The sequence below is a fragment of the Halomicrococcus pelagicus genome (assembly GCF_050954125.1).
In genome coordinates this window covers 68663-87996 of the sequence record NZ_JBPBWC010000006.1, presented here as the reverse complement: position 1 = coordinate 87996, position 19334 = coordinate 68663, and the positions used below count along the sequence as shown (strand labels likewise).

Genomic DNA, 19334 nt, shown 5'->3' with positions numbered 1-19334 from the left:
CCGAGCGTCGGCGGTGACCGCGACGAGGACTCATCCGGCTACCGTGTTGATGAGGACGAATATGCCGTATCCGGCGCCGAACGCGATGGCGAGCGAGGCGATCCACGCGAGCACGGTGAACAGCATCTTCCGACCGCTGACGCCGCCGTCGCTCGCGGCGTACCCGCTGCCGACGATGGCGCTGACGATTATCTCGTTGAACGAGACGGGGATGCCGAAGAAGACGGCGCTCTGGGCGATGGCGAACGAGGGAATGAGCGCGGCGATGGAGCGGCGCGGCCCGAGTGCCGAGTAGTCCTGCGCCAGCGCCTTTATCATCCGCGGCGCGCCGGTCCACGAGCCGGCGAGGAGGCCGAGGCCGCCGCCGACCAGGACCGCAGTCAGCGGAATCGAGAACGGGTCGAGCAGCGGGAGCAGCGGGCCGATAGCCAGCCCGACCTGGCTCCCGCCCGCGGAGAATGCGACCAGGCCGCCGAGTGCGAGCAGGAACCGACGCTGGCCTCGCGCCCGGTCGGTGACGAGCTGCCGACGGAGCAGCGCCGCGACGCCGGCGGTGACGACGAGCGAGGTCAACAGCGCGCCGGCGTCGATACCGGCGACGGCCGGCAGGGAGAGTTCGTTCCCGACCGCCACGGACAGCGACGCGCTCTCTCCCGGCGGTCCGAACATGACGAACTGGATGTTGGCGACAATGAGTCCGACGAGGCCGCCCAGGAGCGGGATGGCGACGCGCTCGGCGACTTTCTCGCTCCGGAGGAAGCGCGCGGTGGCGTACGCCGCGCCGCCGCCGACGAACGGCGTCGCCACCCACAGCGCCGCTATCTGCTGGTACTTGCTCCACGCCGGCGTGCCGCCGAGCGCGAGTCCGACTCCCACGATGGCACCCGTGACGGTGAACGCGGTGGCGATGGGATACCCGGTGAACACGCCGATAGCCACGAGGCCTGCGGCGGTGAGCAGGCCGGTCGTCGCCGCCAGCGGCGACAACTGGACGTTACGAATCAGTTCGCGGCCGACCGCCTCCGAGACGTTCGCTCCCTGCAGGGTCGCGCCGAGAAAGCCGAGGATGCCGACCAGAAAGCCCGCACGCATCACCGACACCGCGTTCGCGCCGACAGCGGGAGCGAACGGGGTCGATCCGCTCGACCCGGCGCCGATGGCCCACGCCATGAAGAAACTCGCGACGCCGGCGACGACCAGAGTCAGCAGCGAACCACTCATGCCCGGCGATTCCCGTTCTCGGGCCAATAGTGTACCGGAAGGAGGGCACGAAACCGAGGTCGGCCCGCGACGGCATCAGGTCGTGTCGAACTTCCCCTCGCCGCCGTTCCGGGGCGCGTCGACCCCCTCGGCGGCCTCGACGTTCTCCGTCTCCTTCTCGGCGTCGACGTGCCAGCGGTCGATCTCGTCCTCGTAGTCGGCGAGCCGGTCGGAGACCTCCTCCTTCAGTTCGTCGTCGTTGACGTTCACCTCGAAGATGAACCGCTCCTCGCCGCCGTTGCGGTTCGTCTGCTGGATGTTGGCGCTGACGAGTTCGTTGTCGAAGTAGTACGGCGCGAGCTGCGTCATCACGTTCTGGTAGACGGTGTCCTCGACGCGCCGGATGGCCTTCCGACTCGCGGAGTCGGCGGCTCGGGCGACGTAGTTCACCGAGTCCTGCCAGCGGTCGACCGCGCCCTCCGTGTCGTCGTCTTCGAGCTTCTCGTACGACTCCGTGAGCTTCTCACCCGCGGTCTTCAGGTCCTCGTCCGGAGATTCGCCCTCCTGTTCGCCTTTCCCCTCGCCGACGTGGGCCTGCTCGGCGGTTTTCTCGGCCACGTCCTCGCCCAAGCGCTCGTGCGTCTTCGGTCGCCACTCGTCCCACTCCTCGAACGCCTCACCGGAAGCTCCCGCTTCCCGAAGCGCCTGGGTGATACGCTCGCCGTGTTCGACGATGTCCCCCCAATCACCGCGGAGCTTGAACCCGGAGATACTCTCTTCCATTCGGTCGGTGGAGCAGTATGGTTTCGACGGATATACCTCTTGTCCCCCACGCCAGCGACGTGGATTCCTATCCTCGTCGGGAGGGGATACGTCTCCCCGTCGGGGCAGTTCTCGTCCCCGTCTACGACCAGTCCACGCCCCCATCGGAGACCCCCGCCTCAGAGCCAGGACGGTCGCAGGTGGACGTGGAAGTACTTCTCGCAGTCGTCGTCACCGCAGACGGGGCAGGCGCCGTCCCGGGTTGGGTTCCCGCCGTCGTCCGCGGTCGCGGCGGCGTCCACGTCGCCCGCGGCGATGACCCGCGAACCGGCGTGCCCGAGTTCGTACCCGCCGTCCGTCTCGCGCACGAAGTACGAACAGAGCTTCGTGAGGTGGTAGTTGAACTTCCCCGTGTCCCGGACGCCGACGCGTTCGCGAAGTTCGGTGAAAGAGAGCGGGCCGTCCGCCTCGGCGAGTTCCCGGAGCGTCGCCATCCGAATCTCGTTGCCGAGCACTTTGAGGGCGTCGGTCGCGTCGTCCGCCATGCAGTCGTGTCGGCCGGCCGCCATCTTCAATCTGCCGAGAAACGTAAACGTTCCTACAGAACTGGCGTTCACGGAACGCTCAAGACCGCTTCGGTCGTCGGAAGGGGACGTGACCTCCACCGACTCTCGGGCGACCGGCCTCTCCGCGCGAGCCGCCGGACTGGTGCCCGACGCGGTCGCCCGTCGACTGGTCGTGCTGGGGAACCCCGGCTTCCGGCGACTGCTCGTCGGCCGCGGCGTCAGCAAGTTCGGCGACGGCCTCTACTCGGTCGCGGCGATGTGGCTCGTCTACGACCTCACCGGCTCGACGGCCTACACCGGCCTCGCGGGGATGCTCACCCGCGCTCCCGGCGCGTTCAAGCTTCTCGCCGGACCGCTCGTCGACCGGGCGCGACTCGGACGCGTGCTCACCCTCTCGGAGGTGGCCCAGGGTCTGGTCGTGCTCGCGGTCCCGGTCGCGGCCGCGCTCGGCCACCTGTCCGTCGCGGTCGTCCTCGCAGCGATGCCGCTGCTGGCGCTGTGCAACCTCTTCGCCGGCCCGGCCCAGACCGCCGCCCTGTCGCGACTCGTCGACGAGGACCGCATGGTTCGGGCGAACTCGGTCGCCTCTATCGTCTCGAAGAGCGTCGACGCCACGTCGCGTGCGGTGGCCGGCGCGCTCGTCGCGTTCGCCGGCGGCGTCGCGGTGTACGTCGTCGACGCCGTCACCTTCGCGGTCGCGGCGCTGACGTTCGCCGTCCTCTCGGTGCCGGCCCGCGCTCCGCCGGACGACGACCTCGCGCTCGGAAGCTACCTCGCCGACCTCCGAGGCGGCCTCGCCCTGCTCGCCGACTCCCTCGCCGGGCGGATGCTGGTCGCCAGCCTGTTTGCGAACTTCCTCACTGGCGTCGCGCTGGCGGTCCTGCCGGCGTTCGCCGCCGCGCTCGGCGGTCCGGCGACGTACGGCCTGCTGCTCGCGGGGACGACGGTCGGCGTGCTCGTCGGCTCCGTCGCCGCCTCGGCGGTCGACGGACTACCGATGGGGTACACCACCGTCGTCGGCTTCGTCGCCTCCAGCGCGCTCTGGACCGGCGCGGTCGCCGTTCCCGGTGTCGTGGCGACGGTCGCGCTGTTCGCGGCGTCGCGCGTCCCGCTCGGCGTCTACAATGTCTCCGCGATGGCGACCGTCCAGACGGGCGTCCCGGACGACCTGCTCGGCCGGGTCTCCGCGGCCATCGGCAGCGCGACGAGCGTCGTGATGCCCGCCGGAATGCTGCTCGGCGGCCTGGCCGGCGAGCGGTTCGGCAGCGAGACGGTGATGCTACTCGGCGGCCTGGGCACCGCGCTGGCGGCCGCCTACTGGCTCGCCGTCCCCTCGCTGCGGCGGTTCGGCCCGCCGACCGCCGTGACCTCGGGCGAGTTCGGCTGAGCTATCGACCGTACACGACCCGGCGAGCGAAGTCGTCGAGGCGGTCCTTCACGCGCCCCAGTAGCTCGACGTGGCGGCTGGCCGCTCGCAGCTCCGACTCCCGGAGTTCGATGCGCGCGTCGCCGTAGGGGTCGCGGCCCGCTCCGTCGCCTGCCGCGTCCACGACCGACGACAGCCCGCAGCGACCGCAGGCCTCGGTGCGCTTCGCTCCCGCTCCGTCGTCCGCCGCATCGGCGGCCTCGGCGTCCCCACCACGCCCGGTCCGGTCGTCTCCGGGCTGTCCGTCGTCCATGCACAGTCGTAGGGTCACCAGCGTGTTATACGTTTTCGTGTGACGAAACCGGATCCCCGGTTCGCGAGCCACGAGCGGGCTCGGGAAGCGGTTCCGCAAGTAGTTTATAGCCGCTAGCGCAACCTTCCGCTTGATTACAGCATATGCCGAGGCCAGAGGTTCTCGAACGAGTCAAGGAGGCCGAAAGCGAGGCTGACGAGATCGTTGTCGAGGCCGAGGAGGACCGCGAGGAGCGGATCTCTGAGGCTCGCCAGCGCGCGGAGCAAATCCGCGAGGAAGCCGAGGCGGAGGCCGCCGAACTGGAGGAACAGCGTCTGGCGGAGGCGCGCGAGGAAATCGAGACCGAGCGCGAGGAGATTCTCGCCGAGGGCGAACGTGAGCGCGAGGAACTCGAAGAGCGCGCCCAGGGGAACGTAGACGACGTCATCGAACACGTCGTCGACCGGTTCAGGGAGGCGGTGCATGCTCAGACCTGAACGGATGAGCAAGGTCTCGGTGACGGGATCACGGATGGTGATGGACGACGTCATCGAGGCGATTCACGACCTGAACCTCGTTCACCTCTCGAACTACGACGACTCCTGGGAGGGTTTCGAGCCTGGCAACCCCATCGAGGGGGCCAACGAGGCGTCCGACAAGCTCGTCACGGTCCGGTCCATCGAGAGCATCCTCGACGTGGAGGACGAGGACGCCGGTCGGAGCCGCATCGTCACCGACGACGCGCTCGAGGAGGAGCTGGCGGACATCCGGACGCGGGTCAACGACCTCGACGACCGCCGGAGCGACCTGGAGGGCGAGCTCCGCGAGGTCGAGGAGCGCATCGACACGATGGAGCCGTTCGCGGACCTCGGCATCGACCTCGACCTCTTGTCGGGCTACGACAGCCTGCAGGTCGCGGTCGGCGAGGGCGACGCCGACGACGTCCGTGAGCATCTCGCCGACCACGACGACGTCCAGGAGTTCGAACTGTTCACGGACGACGGGACCGTCGCCGTCTTCGCGTACCCGACGGAGGACGCCGACGCGGACGTGCTCGACGAGGCGCTCGTCGGCGTCGACTTCGCCGCCTACGAGATTCCCGACGCCTCCGGAACGCCGGAGGACCACGTCGACGAACTCCGTCACGAGCGCCAGCAGCTCGAATCGAAGCTCCACGACGCCGAGAACGAACTCGAGGACATCAAGCTCGACGCCGCGGACTTCCTGCTGGCGGCCGAGGAGAAGCTCTCCATCGAGGTCCAGAAGGCGGAAGCGCCGCTACAGTTCGCGACGACGGACAACGCCTTCGTGGCCGAGGGCTGGATTCCGACGGAGCGCTACGGCGACCTCGAACGCGCGCTCACCGACGCCGTCGACGACCACGTCGACGTCGAGGAACTGGAGCGCGCCGACTACGAGGAGCACGGCGGCCACCACGCGCCGGTCGAACAGGCCGGCGACACCGGCGTCGCCGCCGACGGCGGCACCGCGACCATCGACGACGACAAGCCGCCGGTCGTCCAGGACAACCCCGGGCCGGTGAAGCCGTTCGAACTGCTCGTCGAGACCATCAACCGGCCGAAGTACTTCGAGTTCGACCCGACGGTCATCCTGTTCCTCACGTTCCCGCTGTTCTTCGGGTTCATGATCGGCGACCTCGGGTACGGTCTGCTGTACATGGGGCTCGGCTACTGGCTGTACAGCAGCTTCGACTCGGCGGCGTTCAAGAGCCTCGGCGGCATCGCCGTCTGGGCCGGCGCGTTCACCGCGCTGTTCGGCGTCCTGTACGGCGAGATATTCGGCCTGCACGTGCTCGGCGATGTCGTCTGGGTCGACGGACTCGGCATGAAAGGCCCGCCGATTCACAAGGGTCTCCAGCCCGCGTTCGGCGACTACGCCACGGCCTGGCTGGTGCTGAGCCTGCTGGCCGGCATCGTCCACCTCACCATCGGCTGGACGTTCGACTTCATCGAGAACCTTAGCCACGGGTTCGTCGACGCCATGCAGGAGAGCGGTTCGTGGCTGATGATGATGTTCGGCCTGTGGGCGTGGATCTTCGCGGGTGCGAACGGCAGCGCACCGGGCATCCTCGTCGGCTCCGAGAGCGTCTTCAACGGCCATCCGTTCCCGTTCGGCTTCACCGGCGTCCCGGAAGTCGCCGGTCTCGCCGGGCTGGCCGCGTTCGCGCTCGGTCTGGTGCTGCTCCTGTCGGGCGACCCCGTCGAGGGCGTCGAGTTCCTCAACGTGCTGGTGAACGTGCTGTCGTACACCCGGCTGGGAGCCGTGCTGCTGGCGAAGGCCGGCATGGCGTTCGTGGTCAACCTGCTGTTCTTCGGCGTCTACGTGACGGACGAAGGCAGCCACGCCGAGTGGCACTTCGCTATCGACCACATGCCCCACGTCGGCGACATGGTCCACGGCCACGAGGTCACCGAAATCATGTTCCCCGGCATGATCCACTCCGGGGCCGCCGGAGTGCTCGTCGGACTGCTCATCCTCGTGCTCGGTCACGCGCTCGTGCTGGCGCTCGGCGTCACGAGCGCCGGCCTGCAGGCGGTGCGTCTTGAGTACGTCGAGTTCTTCAGCAAGTTCTACGAGGGCGGCGGCGAGAAGTACAATCCGTTCGGCTACGAGCGGACGTACACGACGCAGGACTAACCGTTCGTCCTTCTTTCCGGCCGATTTTCGCCGTTTTCGGCGTCCGTTTCTCGTTCCCCTTTGGTGCGTAGTATCATGATTTTTGGGATACAGTGCCCGATACCGCCGAATACGCCCGGATAGTTTGGGAAGTTTTATGACGCCTGTAGCGTGAACTTCCTCCTGTTCGGTTACGAGAGAGCCTACGGAGGACCCAAGGAAAATGTACGAATTCATATTCGCATTCGTCGACGCACTCGCACCGCTTCAGCAGCAGTTCAACCCCCAGCCGGCTATCCCGAAGGAGGCGGCCGCCGCGCTCGCGGTCGGTCTCGCCGCCCTCGGTTCGGGCTACGCAGAGCGCGGCATCGGTGCCGCGGCAGTCGGCGCTATCACGGAAGACCAGGACCTCTTCGGTACGGGCCTCATCCTGACGGTCCTGCCGGAGACGCTGGTCATTCTGGCGCTGGTTACCGTCTTCGTGGTCTAAACGCACCCCCTTCCCCCTCTTAATCAATGAGCTTGGAAACGGTAGTTGAGGATATTAGGAACGAAGCCCGCGAGCGCGCGGAGGAAATCCGCGAAGACGGCCAAGACCGCGCAGACGAGATTATCGAAGAGGCCGAGGCCGACGCGGACGAGATTCTCGCGGCGAAAGAGCGCGACGTCGAGAACCGAATCGAGCGCGAGCGCGAGCAGAAGCTCTCCAGCGCGAAACTGGAGGCCAAGCAGAAGCGCCTGGAGGCCCGCCGCGACGTGCTCCAGGAGGTCCGCAGCGACGTCGAGAAGCGCATCGCGAACCTCGGCGGCGAGGACCGCGAGGAGCTGACGCGGACGCTGCTGGACGCTGCCGGCGAGGAGTTCGACTCGGACGCCACCATCAAGGTGTACGGCCGACCGGACGACGAGGAACTGCTCACGGACGTTCTCGCGGACTACGACGGCTTCGAGTACGCCGGGGAGCGCGACTGCCTCGGCGGCGTCGTCGTCGAGAGCGAGGCCTCTCGGCTCCGCGTGAACAACACGTTCGACTCGGTGCTCGAGGACGTGTGGGAGGACAACCTCCAGGACATCAGTTCGCGGCTGTTCGAGCAATGAGGACGGCAGACGCAGAGGGAACCTCGAACTACGAGTACGTCAACGCCCGAGTGCGGGCACGCCGAGCCGCGCTGTTCGACGACGAGGACTACCGCAAGCTGCTTCGCATGGGTCCGGGCGAGATCGCCCGGTTCATGGAGGAGTCCGAGTACGAGTCGGAGATCAACGCGCTCGGCGCTCGGTACGACGGGGTGGACCTCATCGAGTACGCGCTGAACCGCAACCTGGCGAAGCACTTCAACGACCTGCTCGACTTCTCCAGCGGCGACCTCTACGTCCTCATCGCCCGCTACCTGCGGAAGTTCGACGCCTGGAACGTCAAGACCGTCATCCGCGGCATCTACTCCGACACGGACCGCGAGGACGTCCGGTCGGACCTCATCCGCGCGGGCGAGTTCGACGACGACGTCCTCGACCGGCTGACCGAAGCCGGCTCCGTCGAGGACGTCGTCGAGCTGCTCGACGGCACCATCTTCGGCGACCCGGTCGCCGACGCGTACGAGGACTACGAGGCGACGAACCTGCTCGTCCCCCTGGAGAACGCCGTCGACCGCGCGTTCTACGAGGAGCTGATGGAGGGAATCACCGAGTCCCAGAATCGGGCGCTGCAGCTGTACGCCGAGTTCCTGCAGGCCGAGATAGACTTCCGCAACATCCGGAACGCGCTGCGCATCAGCCGTAGCGGGGCGGACATCGACCCCTCGGAGTACTTCATCGACGGCGGTCAGCTGTTCGACGCGTCGGAGCTGTCCCAGCTGGCCACCAACACCGACGAACTGGTCGCGCACATCCGCGAGAGCACGTACAGCGACGAACTCGACGAGGCGCTCGACGAACTGGAGCGAGCCGACAGTCTCATCGGATTCGAGCACGCACTAGACGCTGCACTGCTCGAGTACTCGGAGCATCTCTCGCACGTCTTTCCGCTGTCGATATGTCCGGTTCTCGCGTACGTGCTCGCCAAGGAGCGCGAGGTGGACAACATCCGCGCCATCGCGCGCGGACGAGAAGCGGGCCTCTCCGAGGACGAAATCGAGGCGGAACTGGTGGTACTATGAGCCAGGAGATAGCCGTCATCGGCAGTCCGGAGTTCACGACTGGGTTCCGGCTCGCCGGCGTCCGGAAGTTCGAGAATGTCCCGGACGACCAGAAGGAGACGGAACTCGACGACGCCGTGAGCCGCGTCATGGACGACGACGACGTCGGCATCATCGTGATGCACGACGAGGACATGTCGCACCTCTCGCGGAACGTCCGCAGCGACGTGGAGACGAGCGTCGAACCGACCCTCGTCACGCTGGGCGGCGGCGCGGGAAGCGGCGGTCTCCGCGACAAGATCAAGCGAGCGATCGGTATCGACCTTATGGACGAAGACGAACAAGGTGACAACGAATGAGCCAAGCAACAGACACCGACGCCGTTCGAGAGGACGGCGAAATCGAGAGCGTGAGCGGTCCCGTGGTCACCGCCACGGACCTCGACGCCCGGATGAACGACGTCGTCTACGTCGGCGACGAAGGCCTGATGGGCGAGGTCATCGAGATCGAAGGGAACATTACGACCATCCAGGTCTACGAGGAGACGTCCAACGTCGCCCCCGGCGAACCCGTCCAGAACACGGGCGAGCCGCTGTCGGTGGACCTCGGACCGGGGATGCTGGACTCCATATACGACGGCGTCCAGCGCCCGCTGACGGTCCTCGAAGAGAAGATGGGCGCGTTCCTCGACCGCGGCGTGGACGCCCCCGGCATCGATCAGGACCGGACGTGGGAGTTCACGTCCACCGTCGAGGAGGGCGACGAGGTCGCCCCCGGCGACGTGGTCGGGACCGTTCCGGAGACCGAGAGTATCGAGCACAAGGTGATGGTCCCGCCGGACTACGAGGGCGGCGAGGTCGTCTCCACGAGCGACGGTGACTACTCCGTCACGGAGACGGTCGTCGAACTCGACAACGGCGAGGAGATCCAGATGCAGCAGGAGTGGCCGGTCCGCGAGGCGCGGCCCGCCAGGGACAAGAAGACGCCGCGCACGCCGCTGGTGACGGGCCAGCGCGTCCAGGACGGCCTGTTCCCGCTCGCGAAGGGTGGGACGGCCGCGATTCCGGGCCCGTTCGGCTCCGGGAAGACGGTCACCCAGCAGCAACTCGCCAAGTGGGCCGACGCGGACATCGTCGTCTACATCGGCTGTGGCGAACGCGGCAACGAGATGACGGAGGTCATCGAGGACTTCCCGGAACTGGAAGACCCCAAGACCGGGAAGCCGCTGATGTCCCGCACCTGCCTCATCGCCAACACGTCGAACATGCCGGTCGCGGCGCGCGAGTCCTGCGTGTACACGGGCATCACCATCGCGGAGTTCTACCGCGACATGGGCTACGACGTGGCGCTGATGGCCGACTCCACCTCGCGGTGGGCCGAGGCGATGCGCGAAATCTCATCCCGGCTGGAGGAGATGCCCGGCGAGGAGGGGTACCCCGCGTACCTCGCCGCGCGCCTCAGCGAGTTCTACGAGCGCGCCGGCTACTTCGACAACATCAACGACACCGAGGGGTCGGTCACCGTCGTCGGCGCGGTCAGCCCGCCGGGCGGTGACTTCTCGGAGCCGGTCACCCAGAACACGCTGCGCATCGTGAAGACGTTCTGGGCGCTCGACGCCGACCTCGCGGAGCGCCGGCACTTCCCGGCCATCAACTGGAACGAGTCGTACTCGCTGTACAAAGACCAGCTCGACCCGTGGTTCGAGGACAACGTCGCCGAGGACTGGCCCGAGACGCGCCAGTGGGCGGTCGACGTGCTCGACGAGGAGGACGAACTCCAGGAGATCGTCCAGCTCGTCGGCAAGGACGCCCTGCCGGAGGACCAGCAGCTCACCCTGGAGGTCGCCCGCTACATCCGCGAGGCGTTCCTCCAGCAGAACGCGCTGCACGACGTGGACACGAACTGTCCGCCGGAGAAGACGTACCTCATCCTCAAGGCCATCGAGACGTACAACGACGCGGCGTTCGAAGCGCTCGACGCGGGCGTGCCGGTCGAGGAGATCACCGACATCGAGGCCGCGCCGCGGCTCAACCGCATCGCGACGACGCCGGACGACGAGGCCGACTCGTTCGTCGCGGACCTCGAAGAAGACATCAAAGCAGAGCTCAGGGAGAAGTACTAACGATGAAAGAGTACCAGACAATCACGGAGATCAGCGGTCCGCTGGTGTTCGCCGAGGTCGACGAACCTATCGGATACGACGAAATCGTCGAGATAGAGACGCCGGAGGGCGACACGCTACGCGGCCAGGTGCTCGAATCGAGCGACGGTCTCGTCTCCATCCAGGTGTTCGAGGGGACCGGCGGCATCGACCGCAACGCCTCGGTTCGGTTCCTTGGCGAGACCATGAAGATGCCCGTCACGGAGGACCTGCTCGGGCGCGTCCTCGACGGGTCCGGTCAACCCATCGACGGCGGCCCCGAAATCGTTCCGGACCGTCGCGAGGACATCGTCGGCGCGGCGATCAACCCGACGGCCCGCGAGTACCCCGAGGAGTTCATCCAGACCGGCGTGTCCGCCATCGACGGCATGAACACGCTGGTCCGCGGCCAGAAGCTCCCCATCTTCTCTGGGTCCGGCCTGCCGCACAACGAGCTCTCGCTCCAGATCGCCCGCCAGGCGACCGTCCCGGAGGAAGAGGAAGCCGGCGAGGACGACGAGGGCTCGGAGTTCGCAGTGGTTTTCGGCGCCATGGGTATCACCGCCGAAGAGGCGAACGAGTTCATGGAGGACTTCGAGCGCACCGGTGCGCTGGAGCGGTCGGTCGTCTTCATGAACCTCGCGGACGACCCCGCCGTCGAGCGGACGGTCACGCCGCGACTGGCGCTCACCACCGCCGAGTACCTCGCGTTCGACAAGGGCTATCACGTGCTGGTCATCCTGACGGACATGACCAACTACTGCGAGGCCCTGCGCGAGATCGGCGCGGCGCGCGAAGAGGTGCCGGGTCGCCGTGGCTACCCCGGGTACATGTACACCGACCTCGCTCAGCTGTACGAGCGCGCGGGCCGCATCGAGGGCCGCGACGGGTCGGTCACCCAGATTCCCATCCTCACGATGCCGGGCGACGACGACACCCACCCCATCCCGGACCTGACGGGATACATCACCGAGGGCCAGATCTACATCGACCGCGACCTCAACAGCCAGGGCGTCGTCCCGCCGATCAACGTCCTGCCGAGCCTCTCGCGGCTGATGGACGACGGTATCGGCGAGGGCCTCACGCGCGAGGACCACGGCGACGTCTCCGACCAGATGTACGCCGCGTACGCGGAGGGTGAGGACCTGCGCGACCTCGTGAACATCGTCGGTCGCGAGGCGCTCTCCGAGCGTGACAACAAGTACCTCGACTTCGCGGACCGGTTCGAGGACGAGTTCGTCGACCAGGGCTTCGACACGAACCGCTCCATCGAGGAGACGCTGGACATCGGCTGGGACCTCCTGGGCATGCTGCCCCGCGAGGAGCTCAACCGCGTCGACGAGGACCTCATCGACAAGTACTACCCCGAAGGCGAGACGGCCGAGGCGGACGTCGAAGAGGCCACGGCCGACTGACGACCGCCGTTTCGCGGCACTTTTTCGGCGCGACGACGCTCGAACCGACCAGCGGCGTCTGTTCCGGACCGTCAGCGAACTGGTCCAGTTCTGCTACTCCCGGCGGATGCGACCCTCGCACTCCACGGCGGCCAGACCGCCCGCCCGCGCGTGTGCGACCAGGTGTTCGTACTGCGGTCCGTACTCCGCGACGACGTCGTCCGCCGTCAGCGTCGGGAACTGCTCGACGGACGGCAGGTAGTTCATCAGCGCGACGGAGTACGTCGCCCCGGCGTCGAGCGGGTCACCGCCGACGCGCACTGCCCGGAGGTCGCCGTCCTCGTCCCGGCGGACGCACGCTCCGGAGACGTGGAGGCCGACGCCGTCGTCGCGACCGAACGGCTCCCCGGTCCACTCGACGGCGGCCCGGAGGTCGCTCCCGGACAGTTCGAGTTCAACCAGGGCCGTCGGGAACGGCGCGACACCGACCACGTCGCCGACTGTCACGTCGTCCGCGAGCAGCGGCCCCTCGCGCAGCGACGCCGAGTGGACGAATCCGACGTCCGCGTCCGCCCCCGCGCGGTAGGCGTCGGTGACGAAGTTGCCGAGTCGGCACTCGCCGCCGTAGCGAACGTCGGGGGCGCGCTCGATGGGGTCGTCGACGCGGGCGACGACCGCGTCGACTCCCGCGGCCGCGCGGCGTCGCCGGTAGGTCGCCGTCACGTCCTCGTCGAGCGGCGCGTCGGTGACGTCGTGAACCGTCACGTCCGTGTCGTCGCCCAGCGTCACCTCGGCGAGTTCGCCGTCGGCGGTCTGGACGAGGAGCGTCCCATCGATGCGGCGAATCCGGCGTTCGGTCTCGTGGCCGCAGAGCACCGCGTCGGCGTCGACGGCGGCGGCGAACGCCGGGTCGTCGCCGAGATGCGCGAGCGCGACGACGCGGTCGGCCCCGCGTTCGCGCAGGCGGGCGGCTTCCCGGTTCACCGCCGCCGCCGGGTCCGTGAACTGCAGGTCCGCGCCGCTCATCTCGGCCGTCTTCGGGTGGGCGACGCCGACGATGCCGACGCGTCGGTCGCCGGCGTCGAACGTCGCGGAGGGGGACACCCCGTTGGGGAACGTCGAGCGTCCTCCGTCGGCCCAGTCCGCGACGTTCGCACAGAGCCACGCCTGGGGGGTCGTCCGCGCGAGTTCCAGCGCGCGCTCGGCCCCGCGGTCGAACTCGTGGTTGCCGAAGGTCTCGGCGTCCGGGGAGAGCGCTTCGAAGAACGGACGGGCCTGCGCTCGCCCCGCGTCCGTGAACAGTGCGAGGGTGCCGAGCGCGGTGTCGTCGCCCGCACCGACGACGAGCGTCGAGTCGTCCCGGAGGGCGTCGATACGCCCGGCGAGGCGGCCGACGCGTTCGGGGTGGTCGTAGACGTTCTCGAGGTCCGCGTAGTGCAGGAGGCGAACGGGGCGATTCGAGTTGCGTCGGTTTCGGTCGTCGGGAGGCATGGTTCCGTGGTGGGCCTGCGTCGGTCGAGCGTTGGCGTCGCCGTGCGAAAAATCTGGTCCCGTCGAAATCGACTGTAAAAGGTTAACCCGTTCGAGACACAAGACCCCGCCAAGATGGCCAAGGACGTCAAACCCACTCGGAAGAACTTGATGCAGATCGAGGACCGCATCGAGCTCTCCGAGCGGGGTCACGACACGCTCGAGAAGAAGCGCGACGGCCTCATCATGGAGTTCATGGACATCCTCGACCAGGCCCAGGACGTGCGCTCGGGACTCGACGAGGATTACGAGACCGCCCAGCAGAAGATCAACATGGCGCGAGCGATGGAGGGCGACGTCGCCGTTCGCGGGGCCGCCGCGGCGCTCAAAGAACACCCGGAGATCACGACCGAGTCGAAGAACATCATGGGCGTCGTCGTCCCGCAGATCGAGTCCTCGAAGGTGAAGAAGTCGCTCGACGAGCGCGGGTACGGCGTGCTGGGCACGAGCGCCCGCATCGACGAGGCCGCCGAGGCGTACGAACAACTGCTTGAGAGCATCATCCTCGCCGCCGAGGTGGAGACGGCGATGAAGAAGATGCTCGACGAGATAGAGACGACCAAGCGCCGCGTCAACGCCCTGGAGTTCAAGCTCCTCCCGGAGCTACACGACGCCCAGGACTACATCGAGCAGAAGCTCGAAGAGCAGGAACGCGAAGAGATCTTCCGGATGAAGAAGATCAAGGCGAAGAAAGAAGAGGAGGAAGACGAGGAGCGCGAGGCGCGCGAGGCCGAGATGGCGGAAGGCGAAGTCGTCGTCACGAGCTGAGCTCTGCGAGCTTTCTTCGGTTCTCTCCGTCCAGCAGCGGTTGCTCCCGGAATTCTACCGACCGCGACGCCGTCGAAGATGCGAGCGAGGGCGTAGCCCGAGCGCGTCTTTTGATTCGGATTTCTACGAGGAGCGGTCGCGCTTCGGGCGACCGACGCAGCAAAAAGGCGGTCGCTAGACGTACGTGAACCAGTCGTCGTGGTCGTCGGTGCGCCGGTTGACGAGGTCGAAGAAGCGCGACTGTATCTCCTCGGTGACGGGGCCGCGACCGCCGTCGCCGATTTCGACGTTGTCGACCTGCCGGATGGGCGTGACCTCGGCGGCGCTGCCCGTGAAGAACAGTTCGTCGGCGGTGTTGAGTTCGCCGCGACTGATGGTCGCGTCGTCGTGGACCGTGTAGCCCATCTCCTCCGCGAGCGTGACGACGGTATCGCGGGTGATGCCGTCGAGGATGGACTCGGAGAGGCCGGGCGTGTGAATCTCGCCGTCGCGGACGAGGAAGAGGTTCTCGCCGGGGCCCTCGGCGACGTTGCCCTCCTTGTTCAGGACGATGGCCTCGACGTAGCCGTTGCGACGGGCTTCCTCGCCGGCGAGCATGCTGTTGACGTACAGCCCCGTCGTCTTGGCGTTCGTCGGAATCTGGCTGGAGGCGTGCTTGCGCCACGAGGAGACCATCACCTCGACGCCGTTCTCCAGGGCCTCCTCGCCGAGGTACGCGCCCCACGGCCACGCGGCGATGGTCACGTCTGTCGGGCAGTCGCCCGGACTGACGCCGAGGCTGTCGTAGCCGTAGTAGACGATGGGTCGGATGTAGCAGGACGTGAGGTCCTGGCGGTCGATGAGTTCCAGCGTCGCCTCCGTCAGCTCCTCGGGTTCGTACTCGATGTCGAGGTCGTACGGCTTGCAGGAGTTGTAGAGACGTTCGAGGTGTTCCTCCCAGCGGAAGATGGCCGGCCCCTCCTCGGTCTCGTAACAGCGCACTCCCTCGAACACGCCGCTCCCGTAGTGTAGTCCGTGCGTGAGAACGTGGACCTGTGCGTCCTCCCAGTCGACGAACTCGCCGTTCATCCAGATCGTGTCCACGTCCATTTCGTCGAAGCTCATACGTCAGTTCAATCGGAGGCCAGGGTTATCAGTTTTGACGATTGCTCCCGTACGATTGTCGAGAATTACTCGTCGACGAGTTTCTCTCCGGTCGGCGGCGGCGGTCGACGAGACGACCGACCCTTTCGCCACTCTGACAGATGCACCAGTCAAGTATGGTAGTTCTTTTAGGTGCAAGCCCAGAAGTCACCGTATGGACGAGTACGACCCGCGGGAGGTCGAACAGAAGTGGCAGTCCCGTTGGGCTGAGGAGGGTCGATACGAGGTGGACCCCTCCGACGAGGAGGCGACCTTCGTCACGGTTCCCTATCCCTATCCCAGCGGCGGGATGCACATCGGTCACGCCCGGACCTACACCGTGCCGGACGTGTGGGCGCGCTACCGCCGCCTCCAGGGGGACAACGTCTTGTTCCCCATCGCGTGGCACGTCACGGGAACCCCCATCGTCGGGGCCGTCGAGCGCCTGAAGAACCGCGAGGAGGACCAGCTATCGGTGCTGCAGGACACGTACAACGTCTCCGACGACGAACTGGCGGAGATGGAGACGCCGATGGGGTACGCCCGTCACTTCATCGAGGAGAGCTACCGGAAGAACATGCGGTCGCTGGGGCTGTCCATCGACTGGCGGCGGCAGTTCACGACGAACGACGACCGCTACTCGAAGTTCATCACCTGGCAGTACGAGACGCTGAAAGAGCGCGAACTGCTCGAGAAGGGCCTGCATCCGGTGAAGTACTGCACGAACGAACGGAACCCCGTCACGACCCACGACCTGCTGGAGGGCGAGGAGGCCGAGTTCCAGGAGTACACGCTGGTCAAGTTCGGCTGGACGGGCGACGACGGCGACGAGCGCGACGTGACGGTCCCGATGGCGACGCTGCGGCCCGAGACGGTCCACGGCGTCACGAACGCGTACATCGACCCCGACGCGGACTACGTCGAGGCCACGGTGGACGGCGAACGCTGGCTGGTCTCCGAGGCGGCGGTCGAGAAGCTGGAACTGCAGGAGCGCGACGTCACGGTCCACGACCACTTCGCGGGCGAGCGACTGGTCGGCGAGCGCGTCACCAACCCCGTCACTGGCGACGAGGTGCTGGTGTTGCCGGCGTCGTTCGTCGACGCCGACAACGCGACCGGCGTCGTGATGTCCGTGCCTGCCCACTCGCCGGACGACTGGGTGGCGCTGCGGGAAGCGAAAGATGACGACGCCCGGATGGAGCAGTACGGCATCGACCCCGCGGCTGTCGAGGCCATCGAGCCGAAGGCCATCATCGACGTGGAGGGGTACGGCGAATTCCCCGCGCGGGACGCCGTCTCCGAACACGGCATCGAGTCCTCGGACGACCCCGCGCTGGAGGACGCCACCCAGGAGGTGTACAACCGCGAGTTCCACTCCGGGGCGCTGAAGGAGATGTACGGCGACTACGCGGGGGAGGTCGTCGAGGACGTGCGCGACGAGCTGAAGGCCGACTTCGAGGCTCGCGGGTCGTTCGATTCGATGCAGGAGTTCAGCGAGGAGGTCGTCTGTCGGTGCGGCGGCGACGTGGAGGTCGCCAAGCAGGAGACCTGGTTCCTGCGGTACGACGACGAGGAGTGGAAACAGAAGGCCCACGACGCCGTCGCGCAACTGGACGCCATCCCGGAGAACACGCGCGAGCAGTACGACCACACCATCGACTGGCTGAACGAGTGGCCGGCCATCCGCAACTACGGGCTGGGCACCCGACTGCCCTGGGACGACGAGTTCGTCATCGAGCCGCTGTCGGACTCGACCATCTACATGTCCTACTACACCATCGCCCACCGCATCGACGACGTGCCGGTCGAGGAACTGGACCGGAACTTCTTCGACACGCTGTTCTTCGGCCCCGAAGAGACGGACGACCCCGACGAGACGGCGCTGGACCTGCGCGAGGAGTGGGACTACTGGTATCCCGTCGACTACCGCTGTTCGGGCAACGACCTCATCAGCAACCACCTGACCTTCTACCTGTTCCACCACGCGGAGTTCTTCGAGCAGCCGGACTGGCCGAAGGGCATCACCGTGATGGGGATGGGCCTGCTGGAGGGCGAGAAGATGTCCTCCTCGAAGGGTCACGTCGTCCTGCCCCAGGAGGCCATCCAGCGGTACGGCGCGGACACCGTCCGCTTCTTCCTGCTGAACAGCGCCGAGCCGTGGCAGGACTACGACTGGCGCTCCGAGCAGGTCGAGAGCACCCGCGACCAGCTGGACCGGTTCTGGAACCGCGCCGCCGACATCATCGAGGGCGAGGCAGGCGAGCCCGACCTGGAGCACGTCGACCGCTGGCTGCTGGCGAAGCTGCAGGACACGATTCGGGAGGCCACGGAGGCGATGGACCGCTTCGAGACGCGGACCGCCAGCCAGGTCGCCTTCTACGGCTTCGAGGAGCACCTGAAGTGGTACCGCAAGCGCGCCGACCTGGACCGCCCGGGCGCGCGCTGGACGCTGCGCGAGGTGCTGTCCGCCCGCCTGCGCCTGCTGGCTCCGTTCGTCCCGTTCCTGGCGACGGAACTGCACGAGCGGCTGACGGGCGACCCCATCGCCGAGGCGGAGTGGCCCGAACCGGACCCCGAGTTCGAGAGCGCGCGTACCGAACTGGAGGAGCGTCTGGTCGAGCACCTGACCGACGACGTGCGCGACATCGTCGACGTGACCGACACCGACCCCGACACCGTCCGCGTCTACGTCGCTGCCGACTGGAAGCGGACGGTGCTCTCGGAGGTGGTGGACACCGGTCCCGACGTGGGCGCAGTGATGGGTAGCGTGATGCAGAAGGAGGAACTGCGCGAGAAGGGCGACGCGGTCAACGACCTCGTGCAGGACCTGGTCGAGGACGTGCGCGAACGCCCCGACGCGGAGGTCGACGTGCTGCCCGAGGTGGACGAGGTGGCCGTCTACGAGAACGCCCGCGACTTCCTGGAGCGCGAGTTCGACGCCGACGTGGAGGTGTACCGCGAGGGCGGGGACGTTCCGGACCCGGCGGACAAGGCCCGCCACGCGGTGCCGATGCGGCCCGCCGTCCACCTGGAGTAGCGCGTCGACCCCGCCCGTCGCGTTCGGCCGGCGATGGACGCGGGCGACGGACGACCACTGCCGTCGCTGACGTCGCACGAAATCCGGCCGCGACCGTGGTCTTCGGTCTCCCGGCGTCGTCGTTGATACAGACCGATAGCGCATACCTCCGTCTTCAGGCGGAGGTCAAGCGATAGGCCCGGCGCAACACCCGCCGACGGTGGCCGGAGTGTTTTCGTTCGTCATCGTTTTAGTGTGGCCCTGCGTAGCACTTCGTGCTACGAATACCGTGAGAGGCCGTCCCCGAACCACAAGGGGTGGCGGACCAGCGGTGGTTCGCACGGCGATGACATGGTATTCGATGGGGCCTCATTGGCCGGGCCACAGCCCTATAGTGAAGGAGGAA

General features: G+C 67.2%; 17 protein-coding genes. 11 read left to right on the top strand and 6 right to left on the bottom strand.

Going from position 1 to position 19334, the window contains the following annotated elements:
- Positions 1-30: 30 nt before the first annotated feature.
- The 3 genes from ACRYA2_RS13085 to ACRYA2_RS13075 all read right to left on the bottom strand — a co-directional run bounded on the left by ACRYA2_RS13085 (position 31) and on the right by ACRYA2_RS13075 (position 2507).
- A complete protein-coding gene (locus ACRYA2_RS13085) occupies positions 31-1221 on the bottom strand; it encodes an inorganic phosphate transporter (protein ID WP_433628727.1) in 1191 nt (396 codons plus the stop codon).
- Between the two features lie 75 nt (positions 1222-1296).
- A complete protein-coding gene (locus ACRYA2_RS13080; protein ID WP_433628725.1) occupies positions 1297-1983 on the bottom strand; it encodes a DUF5828 family protein in 687 nt (228 codons plus the stop codon).
- A gap of 158 nt (positions 1984-2141) precedes the next feature.
- On the bottom strand, positions 2142-2507 hold the full coding sequence (locus tag ACRYA2_RS13075) for a DUF7347 domain-containing protein (protein WP_433628722.1): 366 nt from the start codon (positions 2505-2507) through the stop codon (positions 2142-2144).
- Between the two features lie 109 nt (positions 2508-2616).
- On the opposite strand from ACRYA2_RS13075, the gene ACRYA2_RS13070 reads away from it, so the two are divergent.
- Entirely contained in the window at positions 2617-3915 is a 1299-nt protein-coding gene (locus ACRYA2_RS13070; protein WP_433628719.1) for an MFS transporter, read from the top strand.
- A gap of 1 nt (position 3916) precedes the next feature.
- On the opposite strand, the gene ACRYA2_RS13065 is transcribed toward ACRYA2_RS13070, so the two are convergent.
- Positions 3917-4207: a DUF8007 family protein gene (locus tag ACRYA2_RS13065; protein ID WP_433628717.1), complete on the bottom strand. Its 291-nt coding sequence runs from the start codon at positions 4205-4207 to the stop codon at positions 3917-3919.
- A 143-nt stretch (positions 4208-4350) separates the two neighbouring features.
- Here ACRYA2_RS13065 and ahaH point away from each other — a divergent pair, with 143 nt between their 5' ends.
- The 8 genes from ahaH to ACRYA2_RS13025 all read left to right on the top strand — a co-directional run bounded on the left by ahaH (position 4351) and on the right by ACRYA2_RS13025 (position 12513).
- Positions 4351-4683, top strand: coding sequence for an ATP synthase archaeal subunit H (gene ahaH / locus ACRYA2_RS13060; protein ID WP_433628714.1), 333 nt, complete (start codon positions 4351-4353; stop codon positions 4681-4683).
- Positions 4670-6844: a V-type ATP synthase subunit I gene (locus tag ACRYA2_RS13055; RefSeq protein ID WP_433628711.1), complete on the top strand. Its 2175-nt coding sequence runs from the start codon at positions 4670-4672 to the stop codon at positions 6842-6844. Before ahaH ends, ACRYA2_RS13055 begins: the two co-directional genes overlap by 14 nt.
- A gap of 202 nt (positions 6845-7046) precedes the next feature.
- Positions 7047-7313, top strand: coding sequence for a F0F1 ATP synthase subunit C (locus ACRYA2_RS13050; RefSeq protein ID WP_433628708.1), 267 nt, complete (start codon positions 7047-7049; stop codon positions 7311-7313).
- A gap of 26 nt (positions 7314-7339) precedes the next feature.
- A complete protein-coding gene (locus tag ACRYA2_RS13045; protein ID WP_433628705.1) occupies positions 7340-7921 on the top strand; it encodes a V-type ATP synthase subunit E in 582 nt (193 codons plus the stop codon).
- Entirely contained in the window at positions 7918-8979 is a 1062-nt protein-coding gene (locus tag ACRYA2_RS13040) for a V-type ATP synthase subunit C (RefSeq protein ID WP_433628702.1), read from the top strand. The genes ACRYA2_RS13045 and ACRYA2_RS13040 overlap by 4 nt, the downstream gene beginning before the upstream one ends.
- On the top strand, positions 8976-9317 hold the full coding sequence (locus tag ACRYA2_RS13035; protein ID WP_433628700.1) for a V-type ATP synthase subunit F: 342 nt from the start codon (positions 8976-8978) through the stop codon (positions 9315-9317). The genes ACRYA2_RS13040 and ACRYA2_RS13035 overlap by 4 nt, the downstream gene beginning before the upstream one ends.
- Positions 9314-11080 carry an ATP synthase subunit A gene (locus ACRYA2_RS13030; RefSeq protein ID WP_433628697.1) on the top strand — a complete coding sequence of 589 codons (1767 nt, stop codon included), beginning with the start codon at positions 9314-9316 and terminating at the stop codon, positions 11078-11080. The genes ACRYA2_RS13035 and ACRYA2_RS13030 overlap by 4 nt, the downstream gene beginning before the upstream one ends.
- Before the next feature lie 2 nt (positions 11081-11082).
- A complete protein-coding gene (locus ACRYA2_RS13025) occupies positions 11083-12513 on the top strand; it encodes an ATP synthase subunit B (protein WP_433628694.1) in 1431 nt (476 codons plus the stop codon).
- A gap of 93 nt (positions 12514-12606) precedes the next feature.
- Here the strand turns inward: ACRYA2_RS13025 and ACRYA2_RS13020 are convergent, their stop codons facing one another.
- Positions 12607-13983, bottom strand: a complete 1377-nt coding sequence (locus ACRYA2_RS13020; protein WP_433628692.1) for a 5'-nucleotidase C-terminal domain-containing protein — start codon at positions 13981-13983, stop codon at positions 12607-12609.
- 114 nt (positions 13984-14097) lie between these two features.
- On the opposite strand from ACRYA2_RS13020, the gene ACRYA2_RS13015 reads away from it, so the two are divergent.
- Positions 14098-14790 (top strand): V-type ATP synthase subunit D, encoded by a 693-nt coding sequence (locus ACRYA2_RS13015; RefSeq protein ID WP_113274487.1) that lies wholly within the window; start codon positions 14098-14100, stop codon positions 14788-14790.
- A gap of 174 nt (positions 14791-14964) precedes the next feature.
- Here the strand turns inward: ACRYA2_RS13015 and ACRYA2_RS13010 are convergent, their stop codons facing one another.
- Complete coding sequence (locus ACRYA2_RS13010) at positions 14965-15894, bottom strand: branched-chain amino acid transaminase (protein WP_433628688.1); 930 nt, start codon at positions 15892-15894, stop codon at positions 14965-14967.
- A gap of 193 nt (positions 15895-16087) precedes the next feature.
- Between ACRYA2_RS13010 and leuS the strand changes: the two genes are divergently transcribed.
- Entirely contained in the window at positions 16088-18949 is a 2862-nt protein-coding gene (gene leuS, locus ACRYA2_RS13005) for a leucine--tRNA ligase (RefSeq protein WP_433628685.1), read from the top strand.
- Positions 18950-19334 lie beyond the last annotated feature (385 nt).